The sequence below is a fragment of the uncultured Tenacibaculum sp. genome (assembly GCF_947502995.1).
In the GTDB taxonomy this organism is placed as follows: domain Bacteria; phylum Bacteroidota; class Bacteroidia; order Flavobacteriales; family Flavobacteriaceae; genus Polaribacter.
In genome coordinates this window covers 79,549-98,185 of sequence record NZ_CANNBW010000021.1, presented here as the reverse complement: position 1 = coordinate 98,185, position 18,637 = coordinate 79,549, and the positions used below count along the sequence as shown (strand labels likewise).

The 18,637-nt window shown below is 30.6% G+C and carries 17 protein-coding genes and 1 riboswitch; of the genes, 7 read left to right on the top strand and 10 right to left on the bottom strand.

Annotated features, from left to right (window positions below; translation table 11 throughout):
- Window positions 1-87 precede the first annotated feature (87 nt).
- From murA to Q1A46_RS16875, 3 genes are all read right to left on the bottom strand, one after another.
- Window positions 88-1,401: a UDP-N-acetylglucosamine 1-carboxyvinyltransferase gene (gene murA, locus Q1A46_RS16885; protein ID WP_299681612.1), complete on the bottom strand. Its 1,314-nt coding sequence runs from the start codon at window positions 1,399-1,401 to the stop codon at window positions 88-90.
- Window positions 1,402-2,040, bottom strand: coding sequence for a DUF4290 domain-containing protein (locus tag Q1A46_RS16880; RefSeq protein ID WP_299681608.1), 639 nt, complete (start codon window positions 2,038-2,040; stop codon window positions 1,402-1,404). It abuts the gene before it with no gap.
- A 101-nt stretch (window positions 2,041-2,141) separates the two neighbouring features.
- Window positions 2,142-4,469, bottom strand: coding sequence for an ATP-dependent helicase (locus tag Q1A46_RS16875; protein WP_299681605.1), 2,328 nt, complete (start codon window positions 4,467-4,469; stop codon window positions 2,142-2,144).
- A gap of 185 nt (window positions 4,470-4,654) precedes the next feature.
- Here Q1A46_RS16875 and Q1A46_RS16870 point away from each other — a divergent pair, with 185 nt between their 5' ends.
- Together Q1A46_RS16870 and Q1A46_RS16865 are read left to right on the top strand one after the other, a co-directional pair.
- Window positions 4,655-5,926, top strand: a complete 1,272-nt coding sequence (locus Q1A46_RS16870; RefSeq protein ID WP_299681602.1) for an amidohydrolase — start codon at window positions 4,655-4,657, stop codon at window positions 5,924-5,926.
- Between the two features lie 8 nt (window positions 5,927-5,934).
- The gene (locus Q1A46_RS16865; RefSeq protein WP_299681599.1) at window positions 5,935-6,447 is read left to right on the top strand and encodes a hypothetical protein; all 513 of its coding nucleotides are present in this window, start codon (window positions 5,935-5,937) and stop codon (window positions 6,445-6,447) included.
- A 71-nt stretch (window positions 6,448-6,518) separates the two neighbouring features.
- On the opposite strand, the gene Q1A46_RS16860 is transcribed toward Q1A46_RS16865, so the two are convergent.
- The 3 genes from Q1A46_RS16860 to Q1A46_RS16850 form a co-directional block, all read right to left on the bottom strand.
- The gene (locus Q1A46_RS16860; protein ID WP_299681596.1) at window positions 6,519-7,598 is read right to left on the bottom strand and encodes a YncE family protein; all 1,080 of its coding nucleotides are present in this window, start codon (window positions 7,596-7,598) and stop codon (window positions 6,519-6,521) included.
- 2 nt (window positions 7,599-7,600) lie between these two features.
- Window positions 7,601-9,394: a TonB-dependent siderophore receptor gene (locus tag Q1A46_RS16855; RefSeq protein WP_299681593.1), complete on the bottom strand. Its 1,794-nt coding sequence runs from the start codon at window positions 9,392-9,394 to the stop codon at window positions 7,601-7,603.
- A gap of 120 nt (window positions 9,395-9,514) precedes the next feature.
- Window positions 9,515-9,711, bottom strand: a riboswitch (cobalamin riboswitch).
- Window positions 9,712-9,720: 9 nt separating this feature from the next.
- On the bottom strand, window positions 9,721-10,659 hold the full coding sequence (locus tag Q1A46_RS16850) for an ABC transporter substrate-binding protein (protein ID WP_299681590.1): 939 nt from the start codon (window positions 10,657-10,659) through the stop codon (window positions 9,721-9,723).
- Between the two features lie 98 nt (window positions 10,660-10,757).
- On the opposite strand from Q1A46_RS16850, the gene Q1A46_RS16845 reads away from it, so the two are divergent.
- From Q1A46_RS16845 to Q1A46_RS16825, 5 genes are read left to right on the top strand one after another with little or no spacing between them, the layout of a single operon-like run.
- The gene (locus Q1A46_RS16845; RefSeq protein WP_299681586.1) at window positions 10,758-11,261 is read left to right on the top strand and encodes a bifunctional adenosylcobinamide kinase/adenosylcobinamide-phosphate guanylyltransferase; all 504 of its coding nucleotides are present in this window, start codon (window positions 10,758-10,760) and stop codon (window positions 11,259-11,261) included.
- A gap of 6 nt (window positions 11,262-11,267) precedes the next feature.
- Entirely contained in the window at window positions 11,268-12,299 is a 1,032-nt protein-coding gene (cobT, locus tag Q1A46_RS16840) for a nicotinate-nucleotide--dimethylbenzimidazole phosphoribosyltransferase (RefSeq protein ID WP_299681583.1), read from the top strand.
- Between the two features lie 12 nt (window positions 12,300-12,311).
- Window positions 12,312-13,076: an adenosylcobinamide-GDP ribazoletransferase gene (locus Q1A46_RS16835; RefSeq protein WP_299681580.1), complete on the top strand. Its 765-nt coding sequence runs from the start codon at window positions 12,312-12,314 to the stop codon at window positions 13,074-13,076.
- On the top strand, window positions 13,061-13,597 hold the full coding sequence (gene cobC, locus Q1A46_RS16830) for an alpha-ribazole phosphatase (protein WP_299681577.1): 537 nt from the start codon (window positions 13,061-13,063) through the stop codon (window positions 13,595-13,597). The genes Q1A46_RS16835 and cobC overlap by 16 nt, the downstream gene beginning before the upstream one ends.
- On the top strand, window positions 13,587-14,708 hold the full coding sequence (locus Q1A46_RS16825; RefSeq protein WP_299681574.1) for an ABC transporter substrate-binding protein: 1,122 nt from the start codon (window positions 13,587-13,589) through the stop codon (window positions 14,706-14,708). Before cobC ends, Q1A46_RS16825 begins: the two co-directional genes overlap by 11 nt.
- A gap of 5 nt (window positions 14,709-14,713) precedes the next feature.
- On the opposite strand, the gene Q1A46_RS16820 is transcribed toward Q1A46_RS16825, so the two are convergent.
- From Q1A46_RS16820 to Q1A46_RS16805, 4 genes are all read right to left on the bottom strand, one after another.
- Window positions 14,714-15,175, bottom strand: a complete 462-nt coding sequence (locus tag Q1A46_RS16820; protein WP_299681571.1) for a DUF302 domain-containing protein — start codon at window positions 15,173-15,175, stop codon at window positions 14,714-14,716.
- A 4-nt stretch (window positions 15,176-15,179) separates the two neighbouring features.
- The gene (gene msrA / locus Q1A46_RS16815; RefSeq protein WP_299681568.1) at window positions 15,180-15,779 is read right to left on the bottom strand and encodes a peptide-methionine (S)-S-oxide reductase MsrA; all 600 of its coding nucleotides are present in this window, start codon (window positions 15,777-15,779) and stop codon (window positions 15,180-15,182) included.
- 112 nt (window positions 15,780-15,891) lie between these two features.
- Window positions 15,892-16,527, bottom strand: a complete 636-nt coding sequence (locus tag Q1A46_RS16810) for an HmuY family protein (protein WP_299681565.1) — start codon at window positions 16,525-16,527, stop codon at window positions 15,892-15,894.
- A gap of 39 nt (window positions 16,528-16,566) precedes the next feature.
- Entirely contained in the window at window positions 16,567-18,576 is a 2,010-nt protein-coding gene (locus Q1A46_RS16805; protein WP_299681562.1) for a TonB-dependent siderophore receptor, read from the bottom strand.
- Window positions 18,577-18,637 lie beyond the last annotated feature (61 nt).

Here is an 18,637-nt window from a genome sequence, read left to right as displayed (position 1 = left end):
ATCTAAAGCTATAGCTTTAGATGATGTTTAATATATTTAATCAATAAATAACTGTAACGGTTATTTAGGACTAGTCACAATTAGAATTTAATCTTCTATTCTTTCAATTTTAGCACCTAATGCTTGTAAACGAGGAACGATACGTTCGTAACCTCTGTCTATTTGTTCGATGTTATGAATCATACTTGTTCCTTTAGCTGATAAAGCTGCAATTAATAAAGAGATTCCAGCACGAATATCTGGAGAAGTCATTTTTGTAGCTTTTAATTGTGATTGACGATCATGACCAATCACAGTCGCTCTGTGAGGATCACATAAAATTACTTTTGCTCCCATATCGATTAATTTATCGACAAAGAACAATCTACTTTCAAACATTTTCTGATGAATTAAAACTGTTCCTTTTGCTTGTGTAGCAACTACTAAAACAATACTTAGTAAATCAGGTGTAAAACCTGGCCAAGGTGCATCTGCAACAGTTAAAACTGAACCATCGATATAATTTTGAATCTCATAACTTTCTTGAGCAGGAATATAAATATCATCGTTTCTTTTTTCTAACTGAATTCCTAGTTTTCTAAATACATTAGGGATTTGACCTAAATCCTTCCAACTAACATCTTTTATTGTTAATTCAGATTTTGTCATAGCAGCCATACCAATCCAACTTCCTATTTCGATCATGTCTGGTAAAATACGATGTTCGCATCCACCTAATTTTTCAACACCTTCAATAGTTAGTAAGTTTGAACCAACACCAGTAATTTTAGCTCCCATACTATTCAACATTTTACAAAGTTGTTGTAAATAAGGCTCACAAGCAGCATTATAAATTGTTGTTTTTCCTTTAGCTAAAACTGCCGCCATTACAATATTAGCTGTTCCTGTTACTGAGGCTTCGTCAAGTAACATATCTGTACCTGTTAATCCTGAATCAGTTTCAACTCCGTAGAAATATTCTTCTTTATTATAACGGAATTTAGCTCCTAAGTTTATGAAGCCTTCAAAGTGAGTATCTAAACGACGTCTTCCTATTTTATCTCCACCAGGACGAGGAATATATCCTTTACCGAAGCGAGCCAATAAAGGACCAACGATCATAATAGAACCTCTTAAAGAACTTCCATCTCTTTTAAACTCTGCACTTTCTAAATATTTTAAGTTAATATTATCTGCTTGAAAACTATAAGAGTTATCTCCTAATTTTTCAATCTTAACTCCTAATTCTCCTAGGATAAATATTAATTTATTAACATCAATAATATCAGGAATATTATTAATAATTACTTTCTCTGCTGTTAATAAAACTGCACAAATAACTTGTAAAGCTTCATTTTTTGCTCCTTGAGGAGTTATTGTACCTTTTAGCGGATGTCCTCCTTCAATTTTAAAAGATGCCATTTATTTTTTTCTGTTTTTAGAATTTTTGTTGTGAGTTGATTTCTTTTTTCCTTGACCTTGATTACCTCTTTGTTTCAATAAGATTTTAATATCTGCTAACTCGTCTTCTTTACCTCTGTAATCTATTTGTCCATCTGTTAGTTCATATAAATGCTCTAATATTACCTCATCGTCTACATTATCTTTGTTCCAATTTAAGTAACATTTTTTCATATGATTAGCAATAGTATAAACCAAAGCTTCTTTCATTTCTCCTTCTTCCCAAGTTAAAACAACATCAATCATATTTTGGATGTTATTTCCATAAAACCTGTACTTAGAAGCCGATTTAGGATAAGGCATAGATTGAGGCTTCTCTTTTAATTCTTCTTGAGATGGTTTTTCATAAGGTGAATCAACATCTAATTTAAAATCAGACATGATATGTAACTGATCCCATAATTTATGCTTAAAATCAGGAACATCACGTAAGTGTGGTTGTAAATTCCCCATCACATCTATAATAGCTTGTGCCATTGTATTTCTTTCTTCTTTAGTAGGTAAACCTACACAATGATCTACAAGCTTTTGAATATGCCTACCATATTCTGGTATAATAAGTTTTGTTCTTCCTGAATTATATTCTAAATCAAACGTCATTTCCTATAATATATTTAGTGCAAAGTAAGGATTAATTGTCGGTTAACAATTATTGGTTTATTAATTATTGTTTTATGATAATTATTTTGAAAAATTTCGATTTATCCTATCACTTTAAGCTTTGCAAATTGTAATAATAATTTTTTCTTTCCAGCAGTAGCAAATTGAATTTCTGCTTTTTTATTTGGACCTTTTCCTTCTAAAGCTATAACTTCACCTTTACCAAATCTATTGTGTTCTACAATATTCCCAACAGTCACTTCTCCATCAAAAAGATTAGCTTTGGTTCCTGACAGCTCAGAAACTTTTTTCATTTTCCCTTTTTGGGGAAGTAAATCACCTGATTTTTTATCTAAAAACTCTTTTCTTTTCTTTTGAATTGGTTTTTGAAAACGAATCTTTTTAGGAGCATCGTCAAATAAATCTGCATCAATAAATCGATTCGCTCTTGGTTCTGGTAATTTTGGTGTTATGTATTCTAAAAACTTATCGTCTATTTCTTCTAAAAAACGACTTGGTTCTCCATCTGTAAGTTTCCCCCAACGATATCTGGTTTGTGCATACGTTAAATAAGCTTGTTTTTCAGCTCTTGTTAATGCTACATAGAATAATCTTCGTTCTTCTTCTAACTCTGATCTTGTGTTCATACTCATTGCAGAAGGAAATAAATTCTCTTCCATACCAACAATGTAAACGTAAGGAAACTCTAACCCTTTAGCCAAGTGAATTGTCATTAACGATACACGGGGTGTTTCATCTTTCTTATCACTATCAAAGTCTGTAGCTAAAGCAACATCTTCCAAGAAAATTGGTAATGAAGCATCTTCTCCTGCTTCAATTTTATCGGTTATAAAATCTTTAATACCGTTTAATAATTCTTGAACATTTTCAACTTTACTGATTCCTTCAGGAGTTCCGTCTTTTTGTAAATCTTTTACTAACTGTGTTTTCTTTACCACTAAATCTGCAACTTCAAAAGCATTTTTGGTTTGCGATTCAATTTGAAAACGTTGGATCATATTTGCAAAATTCTCAAGCTTTGTTTTTGTTCCTGCATTTATTTTTAAATCTGCAGAAGACATGTTTAAAATTACCTCGAAAATTGACTTTTTATAATGATTTGCAGCAATTGCTAATTTATCAACAGTAGTTTGACCAATTCCTCTTGCTGGATAGTTAATTACACGCTTTAGCGCTTCTTCATCATTTGGATTAATTAACAAACGTAAATACGATAATAAATCTTTAATCTCTTTTCTTTGATAGAATGAAATACCACCATAGATTTTATATTTAATATCTTTCTTACGTAATGCGTCTTCCATTGCTCTAGATTGCGCATTTGTTCGATATAAAATAGCAAACTCGTTATTTGTTAACTGATGATTCATTTTATTATCGAAAATAGACTGAGCTACAAATCTACCTTCTTCACCATCAGAAATCGTTCGCATTACTTTAATGTAACCTCCAGATTCATTGGCTGTCCAAACCTCTTTATCTAAACGCGTTTTATTTTTTGCAATTACAGAATTTGCTGCATTTACAATATTACTAGTAGAACGATAATTTTGTTCTAACTTGAATGTCTTTACATCTGGATAATCTTTCTGGAAGTTTAAAATATTCTGAATATTTGCTCCACGGAAAGCATAAATACTTTGAGAATCATCACCAACCACACAAATATTCTGGAAACGATCTGCTAAAGCTCTAACAATTAAGTACTGTGAATGGTTTGTATCTTGGTACTCATCTACCAAAATATATCTAAAACGGTCTTGATATCTTGCTAAAACATCTGGAAAACGCGCTAATAATTCATTCGTTCTTAATAATAAATCATCAAAATCCATTGCTCCAGATTTAAAGCAACGATCTACATATTCTTTATAGATATCTCCAACTTTAGGTCTACTTGCCATTAAATCTGCTTCTTGTAAATCAGAATTATTAAAGTAAGCTCTTACTGTAATTAAACTATTTTTAAAAGAAGAAATTCTACTTAAAATCTGTTTTGGCTTATAACGATCTTTATCAAGATTCATTTCTTTAATAATCGTCGTAATTAAACGAACAGCATCTTGTGCATCATAAATTGTAAAGTTTGATGGATATCCTAACTTATCTGCTTCTGCTCTTAAAATTCTTGCAAAAACAGAGTGAAAAGTTCCCATCCATAAACTCTTAGCTTGACTGTTACCTACTACCTTACCAATCCTCTCTTTCATTTCTCGAGCGGCCTTGTTTGTAAATGTTAATGATAGAATATTAAAAGGATCAACTCCTTGTTGCATTAAATAAGCAATTCTGTAAGTTAATACTCTTGTTTTTCCTGAACCTGCTCCAGCAATAATAATCATTGGTCCATCTTTCTGCAATACTGCAGCCCTTTGAGGTTCGTTAAGTTGTTCTAAATAAGTATTCAATGAAATTATATAATAGGTTGAAAGTAATTAAGTGCTAAATTAAGCCATTATTTCCTGTTTTTCTAGTAGTAAAACTCAATTTTATTCACAATTATTTAGATTTTTTAAAAGTATCAGTTGCCAAAACAAGTTGTATATTTACCCTAACTAAAAGAACCCACATTCCCTTCAAACCAAACTTTATTATGAAAAAACCATCACTTTCTTTTATTTTATTGTTACTAACTTTTAATTTATTTTCTCAAAACTTAGATAAAGATTTCGCTTCAATTGAAGATAAAGTGATTCAATGGAGAAGACATTTTCATCAAAATCCTGAGCTTTCTAACAGAGAATTTAACACTGCAAAAACTATCGCCAAACATTTAAAAAATCTTGGTATAGAAACAAAAGAAAATGTAGCTAAAACCGGAGTTGTTGGAATTTTAAAAGGAAATCAACCTGGAAAAGTAGTTGCACTACGTGCAGATATAGACGCCTTACCTGTAGTTGAACGTAATAATTTACCGTTCAAATCTACAGTTAAATCTAACTATTTAGGAAAAGATGTTGGTGTTATGCATGCTTGTGGTCATGATACACATACTGCTATTTTAATGGGAGTTGCTGAAATTCTTTCGAAAAACAAAAATCTAATTAAAGGAACAGTAAAATTTATTTTTCAACCTGCGGAAGAAGGTGCTCCAGAAGGTGAAGAAGGTGGAGCTGAACTTATGGTAAAAGAAGGAGTATTAAAAAATCCAGATGTTGATGCCATTTTTGGATTACATATTTCTTCTGGTTTTGATGTTGGAACGATTAGTTATAAACCTGGAGGAATTATGGCTGCGTCTCAAAGTTTTAAAATTAAAGTAAAAGGAAAACAATCGCACGGTTCTAGACCATGGACAGGTATTGATCCAATTATGATATCTGCTAAAATTATTGATGCTTTACAAACTATTATTAGTAGAGAAGTTAATTTAACTAATGAAGGCGCTGTAATTACTGTTGGAAAAATAGACTCTGGTGTACGAAGTAATATCATTCCTGAATCAGCAGAAATGATTGGTACAATTCGTACGTTAGATTATGGAATGCAAAAACAAATTAATGATAGAATGAAAGAAATGGTTCCTGCAATAGCAAAATCATATAGAGCGGAAGCTACTATTGAAATTGAAAAAGGATATCCCATTACTTTTAATAATATTGAACTTACAAAACAAGTTTTGCCTACATTACACAATGTAGCAGGAAAAGAAAACGTTAAGCTTATTAAAGCCATAACTGGAGCAGAAGATTTTTCTTTTTTTCAAAAAGAAGTACCAGGATTTTATTTCTTTTTAGGAGGAAAAACAATTGGAAATGAAAATCCATATCCACATCATACTCCAGACTTCATTATAGATGAAAGTGGTATGCTTTTAGGCGTAAAAACAATGACACAATTAGCTTTAGATTTTTTAAATAATTAACTGAATACATGGAAGACAAAATAATGGAAGGATTAGCTTACGCGTTACCCGCATTAGTAGCAGGAGGTGTAGCTTATTTTATGTTTAGCGCTTTTTTACAAAGAGACGAAAACGAGAAGAAATTCGAAGCGTTAATCGCAAAAAAAAGAGAAAGTTTACCTATTAAATTACAAGCTTATGAGCGTTTGTTACTTTTTTGTGAACGAATTAATCCTGCTAAATTGTTAACTAGAGTGAATCCTATTGGCGATGATGTTAATAGTTATGTACACTTACTTTTAGCTAATATAGAACAAGAGTATGAACACAATATGGTACAACAGATTTATGTACATGAGGATGCTTGGAAAGCTGTTGTCGGTTCAAAATTAGCTATCGCTAATAAAATTAGAACTACAGCAGAAAATAGTGAAACAGCAAAAGAATTGAGAGAAAATTTACTTATAGATTACTCACAGGTTGAAAGCCCAACAGAGACTGCAATAGCAATTATAAAACAACAAGTAAAGAAATTAATATAAATAAAAAGGTTACCTAAAATTAGGTAACCTTTTTTAATAGAAAAGAGGACTTCTATCTACAGAAGTATTTCTTAATTAAAATATATTTTTGAAGCTCCTAATGGTGCATCGAAAGTGTTTGTTTTCTCGTTAGATGATAAATCGAAAATATTTACTTTACTTATATCAGAAAAGCTAGCGTCTAAAGCATATAATTTTCCATTTTTAATTGCCATACCGTAGAAAGATATGTCAGCAACATCAGATAATAATTCATCAGTAGCCGGCGTTGTTGCATTAATTCCAACTTTATAAACATCATTAGAAATAGCATAGTATAATTCTCCGTTTAATGTATCCATTAAAGAAGGATGAACTCCTTCTGTAAATTCAATTTCTGAAGTTACTTCATTCGTTTGTAAATTAATTGTAGCAATTCCTGCTTGAGTGTGTCCTATTACATTGAAATTACTATCATATAAAGTTCTTCCTTCAGACAAAACTACTAACTCATTATTTGACTTAAAAAACATTTCGTCTGGTCTATCTTTAACAGTAATTGTACTCACTTCATTATTTGATAGGTTAATAACAGAAACAATATTATTATTTGTGAACGCTCCTTTGTGTGTTACATATAACTTTCCTGAGTTGAATGCTATTCTTTCTGGTCCATTACCGACTGCTATTTTTTCAATAAATTCGAAAGTATTGATATCAACTACAGCAATAAAATCATCAGTTTCATCACTTGTAGAACCCCAGTTTGTTACATAACCTCTATTACCTACTACAGTGATATATCTTGGTTTTAATAACTCTTCTGTTATTTTTCCTAATTCTTGAAAAGTATATCTATTTACTACAGAAATTGTATTTTGATTATCAACAACTATATATGCATTATCTCCTTCTAATGTCATTGACTGTAAAAAAACTCCAAGATCTGAACCATTTACTTTATTATATATTTTACTTTCTACTGTAGTATAATCATTAGAAATAAAAGAAACAGTTCCTCCAGCTGCTGCACTCGCTCCTTCTCCTGAAATTATTATTCCATTTTCATAATCACCTCTTGGTTCTTGCGGCTCAGTATCATCACTACATGATACCAATACTAAAATACTAGCAAAGAATAGTGTTTTGAATATAAAATTGATTTTTTTCATTTTTAAAATTTATAGTTTATGTTGAAATTATAGTTAATACCTGGCATTGGTCTACCTCGAATAATAGTATAATCTTCATTCAAAATATTATTGACTTTAAAACCAATACTTAAGTTTTGTTTTTCTCTTTTTAAAATATTGTAGCTCCCTCCGATATTTGATATAAAAAACTCATCAACAACAAAGTCTTCACTATTACTCTGAGTAGTGTATGTTTTACCGTTGAATAAGAATTGATAGAATATCGAAAAGCGATTATAATTCATTCTAATATTCGTATTTGCGACATGTTTAGGAACAAAAGGAATCGCTGTTTTAGTAGCTTCATTAATTGCATCTACATAGGTATAGTTTACAGAAAGATCTGTTTGAATATTATTAAAAAACAAACGCTTATAATTTGCAGCAAATTCAATTCCTTGATTTGTTGTTTCATCTAGATTAATTGGTGTCCAAATTCCTGGTCGGTTCGGGTCACCATTTGGCGTCCAAATAATTTTATCTTTTGAATTGATATTGAAATATGCTACATCAACAAATAATTGATTCGATTTAAAACCAATTCCGAATTCACCTTGTAATGAGTTTTCAGGAATTAAATTTAAATTACCTTGACCTGGCCAAAATAAATCGTTGTAGGTAGGAACTCTGTAATTTCTCGATGTATTCGCTCTAAAAAAGAAACCTTTGTAAGGGTTTAACTTAAAACCAAAAGCATAACTTAAAGGCACATCAAAATCTGAATTGTAATCTTTTCTCACCTTAATGTCATAAGAAAAAGAACGCTTTACTTTATGATTAAGGATTAATGATTGCGAAAATTCTTTTCTATTTCTTTCTGTAATTTGATCTGTTCTTCCGTATACACTTTCAAATCTTGTATTCGATGTTATAGTAGCATTAAGCTTTTGAAAAGTATAATCGGCAGTGATATCTGTATATAAACGATTTGAACTTCCAAAGTTAAAATCATCAGAATCTTTATCATCAAAATATTTATACTTCTGAAATAGATAACCAACTCGAGTATTTAATCTGAAATTATTACGTTTAAACTCAAGAGACAGTAAATTTCTTTGATTTATATCTTGATACTTGTCATCAGCTGAAGTTGGATTTGGTAATTCACCTGAAAGTAATCTATCACCAAAATAATATGTTGTGAAAAACTGTAATACTAATTCATCAGAAAATCGATATGCATTAGAAAAATTGATCGCATAGTTCTCATAATCACCATTTGAATTTCTGAAGTCTGAGTTCAAAAAGGGATAATCATTATCTGATCTGTTGTAAGAAATTCCGAAGTTAGCTGTATATTTTTCTGAACCATATTTCAGTTTGTACAAACTATTAATAGTACTAAAACTTCCAACAGCACTTACAATCTGATTTGTAAACTCTTTATTTTCTCTGAATTTTAATACATCGTTTAAATGAACAGTTCCTCCAATTGCTCCAGAACCGTATTCTATACTTCCTCCTCCACTTCTTACATTCAATTCATCATACAATCCTACCGTTAAAGAATTGAATCCTGTTTGTCCGTTGTTAATAGAATTGATGTTAATTCCATTCCACATCACAGCAGTATTTGAAGCACTGGTTCCTCTAAAACTTGCAGAACTTGTTCCTCCTACTCCATGCTCGCGTAAATAAATTGCAGTATTAAAACGTAATAAAGAAGTAAACGATTCTAAATTATTTGTAATAATAGAATCATTCAAATTGACAACCTTTAACGATTTAGAATTCATCAAAAGTCTACTATTTGCCTGAACTACGACTTCGTTCAAACGATTATGTATTGTGTCTTTTTGTGCATTAACTTTTAAAAAGATGCTACAAAAACAAATAACCAAAAATAAAACTTGCTTCATTATATGCCCCTATAAAAACCTTTATCCCGAAGATTTGTTATCAAATAAAACTTTGGCAGGTCTCCTGGCTTGCGTCTTGTAACTTACCTTCCCGCTTTCGCAGTGGTTAAAAAAGTAATTAGTTACAAGCTTTATAGCTTACAGTTGCGGGAACAGCTTCGGTTTTACACCGAATTCCCTTTTAATTTTCTCCAATTGAAAATTGAAGAAAAACCAAAATTTTCGGCAAATGTATTGTTTAATTATAAATTAGTCACTAATAAATCGTGAAAATTTGCGAATTTAACGTTTAAATCTTCTGAAACTGAGTAGTATTCTGGGTGAATCATAGCGGCTAAACATTCAATTCCGTCTACTAAAGTTCCTGCAGAAGATTGTGTAAACATGGCAAAATCTGCGATGTAAACATTCTTATTTTTCACAGCTCGTAATTCGTTCCAACCAGCTTTATTTGTTAAAAACTCCATGTCTTCTAGAGTTCTTTCTATTCCATAACCACAAGGCGCAATAATTAGAACTTCTGGATCATATTTTACTATTTTATCCCAAGGAATTACTATACTATCTCCTGAAGGATGTGACAATAAATCGATTCCACCAGCATAACCAATTTGATGAGGAATCCAATGTCCGCAGTTAAATAAAGGTTCAATCCATTCTAATAACATAATACTTTTAGATTGGATTTTATGTTCACGTTGAACATCGACTACAGCTGCAATTCGATCTCGTAATTTTTGAATATAATGAATTCCTACTTCTTCTTTTCCCATAGCTTTAGCTACTGTTAAAGCATTATCAAAAACATCTTCTAAAGAATTTGGTGTAATTGAAATTAACTCAGGAATCTTTGGTAATTTATAGGCTGATTTTGCTACAGATTCAGTATCGATCTGACAAACATCACATACATCTTGCGTAAAAATTAAATCAGGAGCAATACTTTCTAAAACTGGTTCATCTACGTAATATAAAGTTCCTCCTTCAGCTTTGGTTTTCGAAAAAATCGTATTGATTTCTTCACTAGTTAGCGTTTGTCCTTCCAGCTTATACTTCACTACAACTTTTTTCTCTTCTAAAGCTACTGCAGGGCATTCAAATGTTATTCCTTCTAAGTATTCTTGTAACCCCATATCATAAATCATTTGGGTTACCGCAGGCATAAACGACGATACTTTCATACGACTAATTTTAACATAGCTAAAATACATAGTTCTGTAGTATTATTTTCTTTTTCTAAAAAATCTTTCTAATCTTTGCTTTCAAATTTTCTTCAATTATGATGTATTATATCACCGGAGGAGAACGATCTGGTAAGAGTAGTTACGCACAACAACTTGCAGAATCTTTATCTGAAACTCCTTATTACTTAGCTACTTCTAGAATTTGGGACGCTGATTTTAAAAACCGAGTGAAGCGCCATATTTCTGATAGAAATGAACGTTGGACAACTATTGAAGAAGAAAAAAATATCAGTCAAGTAATTCCAAAAAATGCTACTGTAGTTATAGATTGTGTTACTTTATGGCTAACAAACTTTTTTGTAGATACAAAAAATGACATCGAAGAATGTTTACGTTTAGCTAAAGATGAAATTTTAAAGCTTTCTGAATTGAATGCAACCATAATTATTATTTCTAATGAAATTGGAATGGGATTACATGCACAAACTGAAAGCGGAAGACAGTTTACAGAATTACAAGGTTGGGTAAATCAGTTTATTGCAAAAAAATCTGATACTGCAATTTTTATGGTCTCTGGCTTACCTTTAACTTTAAAATAAAACTAGATGATTTCACCAATCTCTACTACCTTAATTAACGATATTCAAAAGAAAATAGATTTTAAAACTAAACCTATTGGTTCTTTAGGTGTTTTAGAAAAAATCGCATTACAAATTAGTCAGATTCAAAATACATTAACTCCAGAACTAAACAATCCAGCAGTTGTTGTTTTTGCTGGTGATCATGGAATTGTAAAAAACAAACCTGTAAGTCCATATCCACAAGAAGTTACTCAACAAATGGTTTTAAACTTCACTCAAGGTGGAGCAGCAATTAATGTGTTTTGTAAACAAAATAGTATTGACTTGTATATTGTAGATGCTGGTGTAAATGGAACTTTTAAGTACAATGAAAAACTTTTAAATCATAAAATTGCTGATGGAACTTCAGATTATTCCGAAGGAAAAGCAATGTCAGAAAATCAATGTAAAGCTGCTTTAGAAGCTGGTAAAAAAGTAATTCAGAAATTACATAACCAAGGAACAAATATTGTTGGTTTTGGTGAAATGGGAATTGGAAATACTTCGGCAGCATCTTTATTAATGAGTTATTTTACTAACACACCAATTGAAAAATGTGTTGGAAAAGGAACTGGCTTAGATGATAATGGTGTAAATACTAAAGGAGAAATTTTAAGAACTGTATTTGATTTACATAAAAACGATATTCAAAATCCGATTGATATTTTAACTTGTTTTGGTGGTTTTGAAATCGTTATGTTATGTGGCGCAATGTTAGAAGCAGCTCGTTTACAAATGACAATTTTAATTGACGGATTTATTGTTACTTCTGCCCTACTTGCTGCTCATGCTATAGATAAAAATGTTTTAGACTATTGTATTTTTTCTCATACATCTGGAGAACAAGGTCATGAAAAAATGTTGTCTTATTTAAACGTAAAACCAATTCTTAATTTAGGAATGCGATTAGGTGAAGGTTCTGGTGTTGCAGTTGCCTATCCTATAATTAAATCGGCTGTAAAATTTTTAAATGAAATGGCAACATTCGAAAGTGCTAATGTTTCTGAAGCTGAGTAAAAACATCATTTCATGAAAAAACAAGTCCATTATTTTTTAACTGCTGTATTATTCTTTACAAGAATTCCTTGTCCGAAATGGGTAGATCATTCTTCTGAAGCTTTAAATAAAAGTAGTCGCTATTTTTCATTGGTTGGAATTGTAGTTGGTAGTATTGCTGCTGCTGTGTATTACGCAAGTTCTTTTATTTTCTCTACTGAAATTTCTTTGGTTTTAAGTATGGTAAGTTCTATTTGGACTACAGGTGCTTTTCATGAAGATGGTTTTGCTGATACTTGTGATGGGTTTGGTGGCGGATGGACTAAAGAAAAGATTCTTACTATAATGAAAGATTCTCGCTTAGGAACTTTCGGAGTTATTGGTTTACTCAGTATTTTAAGTTTAAAATTCTTGAGTTTAAAAGAACTTTCAAGTCAAGTTAACATTCCGTTAGTTTTAATTTCTGGTCATGCAATCAGTCGTTTTATAGCTACTATTTTATTGTATACTCATGAATATGTAAGAGATTTTGATAGCTCTAAAGTAAAACCAACTACAAAACAAATGAGTACAATATCATTAGTTATCTCAGCTATTTTTGGTGTACTACCATTATTCTTTTTTCAAAAACCAATTGTATTTATTAGCATTTTTCCTTTGTTAGTTGCTTATTTATATATGGGGAATTTCTTTAAAAAATGGATTGGTGGTCAAACTGGTGATTGCGCGGGTGCTTTACAGCAAGTTGCTGAAGTTGTTTTTTACATTTCTTTAATTGCCATATGGAAATTATTATAGTACGACATACGACTCCAAACATAGAAAAAGGAATATGTTACGGACAAGCAGACATTGATGTTACTACAACTTTTTCTGAAGAATTGAAGCCTATTTTAAAAGAATTAAAACCAATTGATTTTGATCACATATACGCTAGTCCGTTACAGCGTTGTAAAAAACTAGCTGAAAAAATTAGCACAAATATTACTTTCGATAATCGATTGAAAGAATTAGATTTTGGTGATTGGGAATTGAAAAAATGGGATGATATTCCAGCTGAAGAGATTAATCCTTGGATGGAAAATTTTGTTGAAGTTCCTGTAACTAATGGAGAATCATACATCGACTTAAATAATCGTGTTGTGAATTTCTTACAAGAAATAGAAAAATCAAACACTAAAAATATTGTTATTGTAACTCATGCTGGAGTTATGCGTTGTATTTGGGCACACTACAATACTATTCCGTTAGATAAAACTTTTGAATTGAAATTGACTTATGGTCAAATCTTAAAAATATCAACCGATAATGACAACTAAATTATCTTACATCTATACAATTTTAAGTCTTTTTCTTTTTATTCAATGTAAACAAGAAAAAGCAAAAGAAAACATTCAAAGTCAGAATACTTCGACAATTAAATATGCCAAAGGATTTGATATTATCGAAGAAAATGGAAATAAATATCTACTTATAAAAAAAGTTTTTCAGAACGAAATAAGCTCTTTTAAATACTTACTTTCAGAAAAAAATGATTTTAAAAATAACGAGATAAAAGTTCCTGTGAATCGTTTAGTTGTTACAAGTACTACTCATATTCCAATGATTGAATTGTTAGGTGCAGAGGATCGAATTATTGGTTTTCCTAATACTAAATATATTTCTTCAGAAAAAACAAGAAAACGTATAGAAGACGGATTGATTACTGAACTTGGTTCAGAACAAAGTATGAATACAGAAATCTTAATTGATTTGGTTCCAGATTTAGTTGTTGGTTTTTCATTACACCCTAATAATAAACTGTATAACAATATTAAGAAGTTAGGATTTCCTGTTGTTTTTAATGGTGAGTGGTTAGAAGAAACACCATTAGGCAGAGCTGAATGGATTAAGTTTTTTGGTGTTTTATTAGGTAAAGAAAAAGAAGCTAAAGCTGTTTTCGAAACTATTGAAAAAGATTATTTAGCGGTTAAAAAAATAGCTCAAAGTGTCGATAAACCAACAAAAATAATGTCTGGTAGTTTTTTTAAAGATGTTTGGTATGCTCCAGCTGGTGAAAGTTTTATCGCCAAATTTTTTAATGACGCTAATTTGGATTATTTATGGAAAGAAACCTCTGGTACTGGGAGTTTACAATTAAGTTTTGAAAGTGTTTTAGATAAAGCACAAGAAGCTGATTATTGGATTGGTTGTGGTATTAATGAAACTAAAACACAATTGTTAAGTACCAATAAAAATTACGATAAATTTTCTCCTGTACAGCTAAAACAAACTTATACAATAGCAGCAGTAAAAGGAAAATCTGGAGGAATAAAGTACTTTGAATTTGCACCTATTCGTCCAGATTTAATTTTAAAAGACCTAATTAAAATTACTAATCCAGAATTATTACCAGATTATGAATTGTCTTTTTATAGACTAATTGAATAAAAAACTTACTCAACTGTAGTTAATTTATTTAAGGCATTTGAAATTTTATTTAACAATTCGTCTTTGCCTTCAATATTATGTCTTTCTTTTAAATATTTAGGATTATTGTATGTGATAAATACTTTTCCTGCTTCTTCGTAAATCATGATTTTTTGAGGTAAATCGATAGCTAATGTTGGCGCAACATTCATTAAAGGTGTTCCCAAATTAGGATTTCCAAATATTAGTAATTTAGTTGGACGCAACGACAAATCTTTTTTACTAGCATTCTCGCTATGATCCAGTTCAAAAATCAACTTTAAATTCGGATTGTTTTCAATTTTACTTTTTACTTGCAAATATGTAGTTGGAAAATCTAAAGGACTTTCTTTAACAATTACGCTATTATTCATTTTTTCACTTTTATGGTTTGATTGACATGAAAGAAAACCAACCAATACAACTAAAAAACTTACTATTTTTCTCATTTTATTAGTGTGAACCTTTCTTTAATAAACTTGGGAATCTCTTTTTAAATCTATTTAATCTTGGAATTGATACATTTTGTACGTAAGGATTATTCGGGTTTAAACGCTCATAATTCTGATGGTATGCTTCAGCTTCATGAAATTTTTTGATTGGTAGTACTTCTGTAGCAACTTTACCTTTATATACTTTGTAGTTTAATGATTTAATATATTTTTCGATAATTTGCTTTTCTTCATCATTATTATAAAAAGCAATCGACCTGTATTGTGTTCCATAATCTGGATGTTGACCATTTACAGTTGTAGGATCATGAGAACCAAAAAATACTACTACTAAAGTTTTAAAATCTACTTTTTTAGGATCATAATACACAGCTACAGTTTCTGCATGTCCTGTTCTTCCAGTACCAATACTTTTATACGTTGGATTTTTTGTATGACCTCCTGCATAACCAGAAACTGCTTCATCTACTCCTTCTACGCTTTCAAAAATAGCTTCTACACACCAAAAACAACCACTTGCAAAATAAGCTACTTCTTTATCTTTTTGTGCTTGTAAATTTATACCTATTAAAAAAAGAGTGACATATATTATATTCTTCATGATTTCAAAAATTTTATTATTCGTCGCTTAAAAATACTAAAACATACAAAAAGCTACCCGAAAATTCGGATAGCTTTTCAAATTATAAACTAACAAAATTCAATAGAGACTCCTACTGAATGCTTTTATCCCCTACATTCGGATTGTACACATAGTTAAATGAGTAATATCTAGCATTATCTGCTTCTGTAGGATCATTATCTTTATAGTAATTTAAAATTTCCATTTTTGCATAATTCCCATCTATAGTTCTTACGATAATTACTTTTCCAGCTAAAGGACTAATTAAATGTGTTGGAGGTCCAGCATAATTATACCATCCATTATCACTTCCTGTTGGTAAAGCATAACTTCCAGAAGCATCTTGTGAAAATTCGGCATCATCTGGAGCAATTGTAACATTCGCAAATGTTCCACTTTGAATAACTAAAGCTGCATTTCCTGTTCTCTCTGGTTCATCAGATAAACTTCCTATTTTAGTACCTCCATTTACTAAAATTGTAGTTCCTCTAAAAGCGATATCCCAGTTATCATCAGTTACTGCTGTTCCAGTTTTGAAACTAAATTTTGTAAAACTTCCTGTTGTTACTGGAGGATTTTGTGTGAAATCTGTGTCTTGCAATGCCGCTAGGTTTGTAATTGTTTTAGATTCTACAGGTTCTGATGGAATCGTATTATCTTCATCATTACAAGATGTAGCTATAAAACCTATGACTAATAATGCTAAAATTAATTTTATTTGCTTCATGATTATTATTATTGATTGTATTAAAATTTATATATGTTCCTATAAGTTAAATTGTATTCTTGTGTAAAAAGTTCGTCCTAAACGTAATGCTGAATCCTGCCCAGGAAAATCATCCAGATTTTCGGTTCCTCTGTTATTAAATACATTATCTACTCCTAATTGTACACTCATCAGATTAAAGAATGTCTTTTGTAATGCAGTATTTACTTGAGTATTTCCTGCTATAAAAGCATCATGATTATCTATTATTCCACCACTATTGTTCGTATCAAACAATGCATATTTACTTCTATATAAAACCCTCACATTTGCTGAGAAATCATGTTCAAAGTTTTCGTAAAATAGTTTTGCGTTTACAATATGTTTAGATCTGTTCGGTAAACCGAAATATTGACTCGTTGTTAATCTTTCTGATGGAGAACTTGGAATTCTTCTAAAGAATACTGTACCTGATTTTATTGCATCTAATTCTTGTTTATCTCCAGTATCTAGAAATTGATAACCTGTTGAAAATCTTAAATTATTATTGATCTTATAATTCACATCAACTTCTACTCCTTGCGTAAATACTTCTGCTCTATTCTCATAAGAGAACACTGAGATTCCAGGAAGATCAGGAAAGTTCCCTCTAGTTACAGCAAACGTATTGATTAGATCTTTAAAGTCGTTTCTGAAGAAATTGATGTTTAATCTTACACCACGCAGCAGTTTTAATTGAAAACCAAAATTATAACCAATAGAACTTTCTGGTTTAAGTTCTTTATTTAGACTTTGAACCTCTGGTCTGTCTCCATAAAGATCTTCTAACACATGTGTTCCTAACACAATGTAACCACTAGCTGTATTTCTGAAGTTGAAAAATAAATGTCTGAAATCTGGAACTTTATAACCAAAACCTACAGAAGCTTTAGTAGTTAACCAATTATTTATTTTATAATTTGCTGATAGTTTTGGGCTAAACGCTGATTTAAATTTATTAAACGTATCGTATCTAAATCCTAAGATTACATTTAAATCTTTTCCAATATTTGTATCATATTGTCCAAAAAGATACTTGGCATTGTATTGCTCGTTTCCTTCAAAGAAAGTACGTTCGAGTCCATCAAAATTCCCTCCCACTCCAGCAATAATATTTCCGAAAGAAAAATCAAATTCAGCTTTAATTTCAGGTCTGTATAATGTTCTATCAAAAACAGAAGTGGTTCCATTAAAAACACTTTCCGTCTTAAAACGTGTGCCAAATAATAGATAATCTATTTTTATTGCGTCTGTTAATTGATGGGATACATTTATTGATGAATAAAAATCTGTTTTTTCACTATCTCCAGCAGCTTCAAAAACTTCTTCACTCAAATATCTGGTATCTGCATTTATTTGTAATTGATCTGAAAGTTCATAAAACAAACGAAAATTCCCTGTAAAATTCTGATATGGTATACCTGTATTTCCATGAGTTTCTGTTGATAAATCGTAAGCTCCGCCTGAATTTAAATTGATACTAGCATCTATTCCTAACTTATTTTTTTGATGTGTGAGATTAGCATTTAAGTCTAATTCTTCACGAGCTAAAAATCGAGTCATAAAACTAACATTACCAGATGTTTTATCTTTATCAGGCGTTTTAGTAATAATATTAATAACACCTCCTAAAGCTTCTGATCCGTATAAAGAAGAAGACGGACCTTTAACTATTTCAATTTGTTTAATGTTATTTATTGAAAGTCTATTTAAATCAATATTTCCTGAGGTTCTTCCAACTAAAGGTAAACCATTAATTAAAATTAGAACATAATCGGCAGCAACACCTTGCATTTGTACTCCTTCTGAATTTCCTACATCAGAAACAATAATAATTCCTGTTTGTTCAGCGATAATATCTCTTAAACGAGTAGAACCCGTTGCTAAAATTTGTTTTTTAGAAATTAAAGTTACCGGCATTGGTAAAGAAGACAACTGTCTCTTCGTTCTTGTTGCAGTTACCACAACTTCATCTAATCTATCATCTATCGTATCTTTTACTACTCTCTTCTCTTGGGAAAAACTATTCAAAGTAATCAAGCAAATTAAAAATCCGAAACACTTATTTAGAAACATTCTTAATAATTTTGAT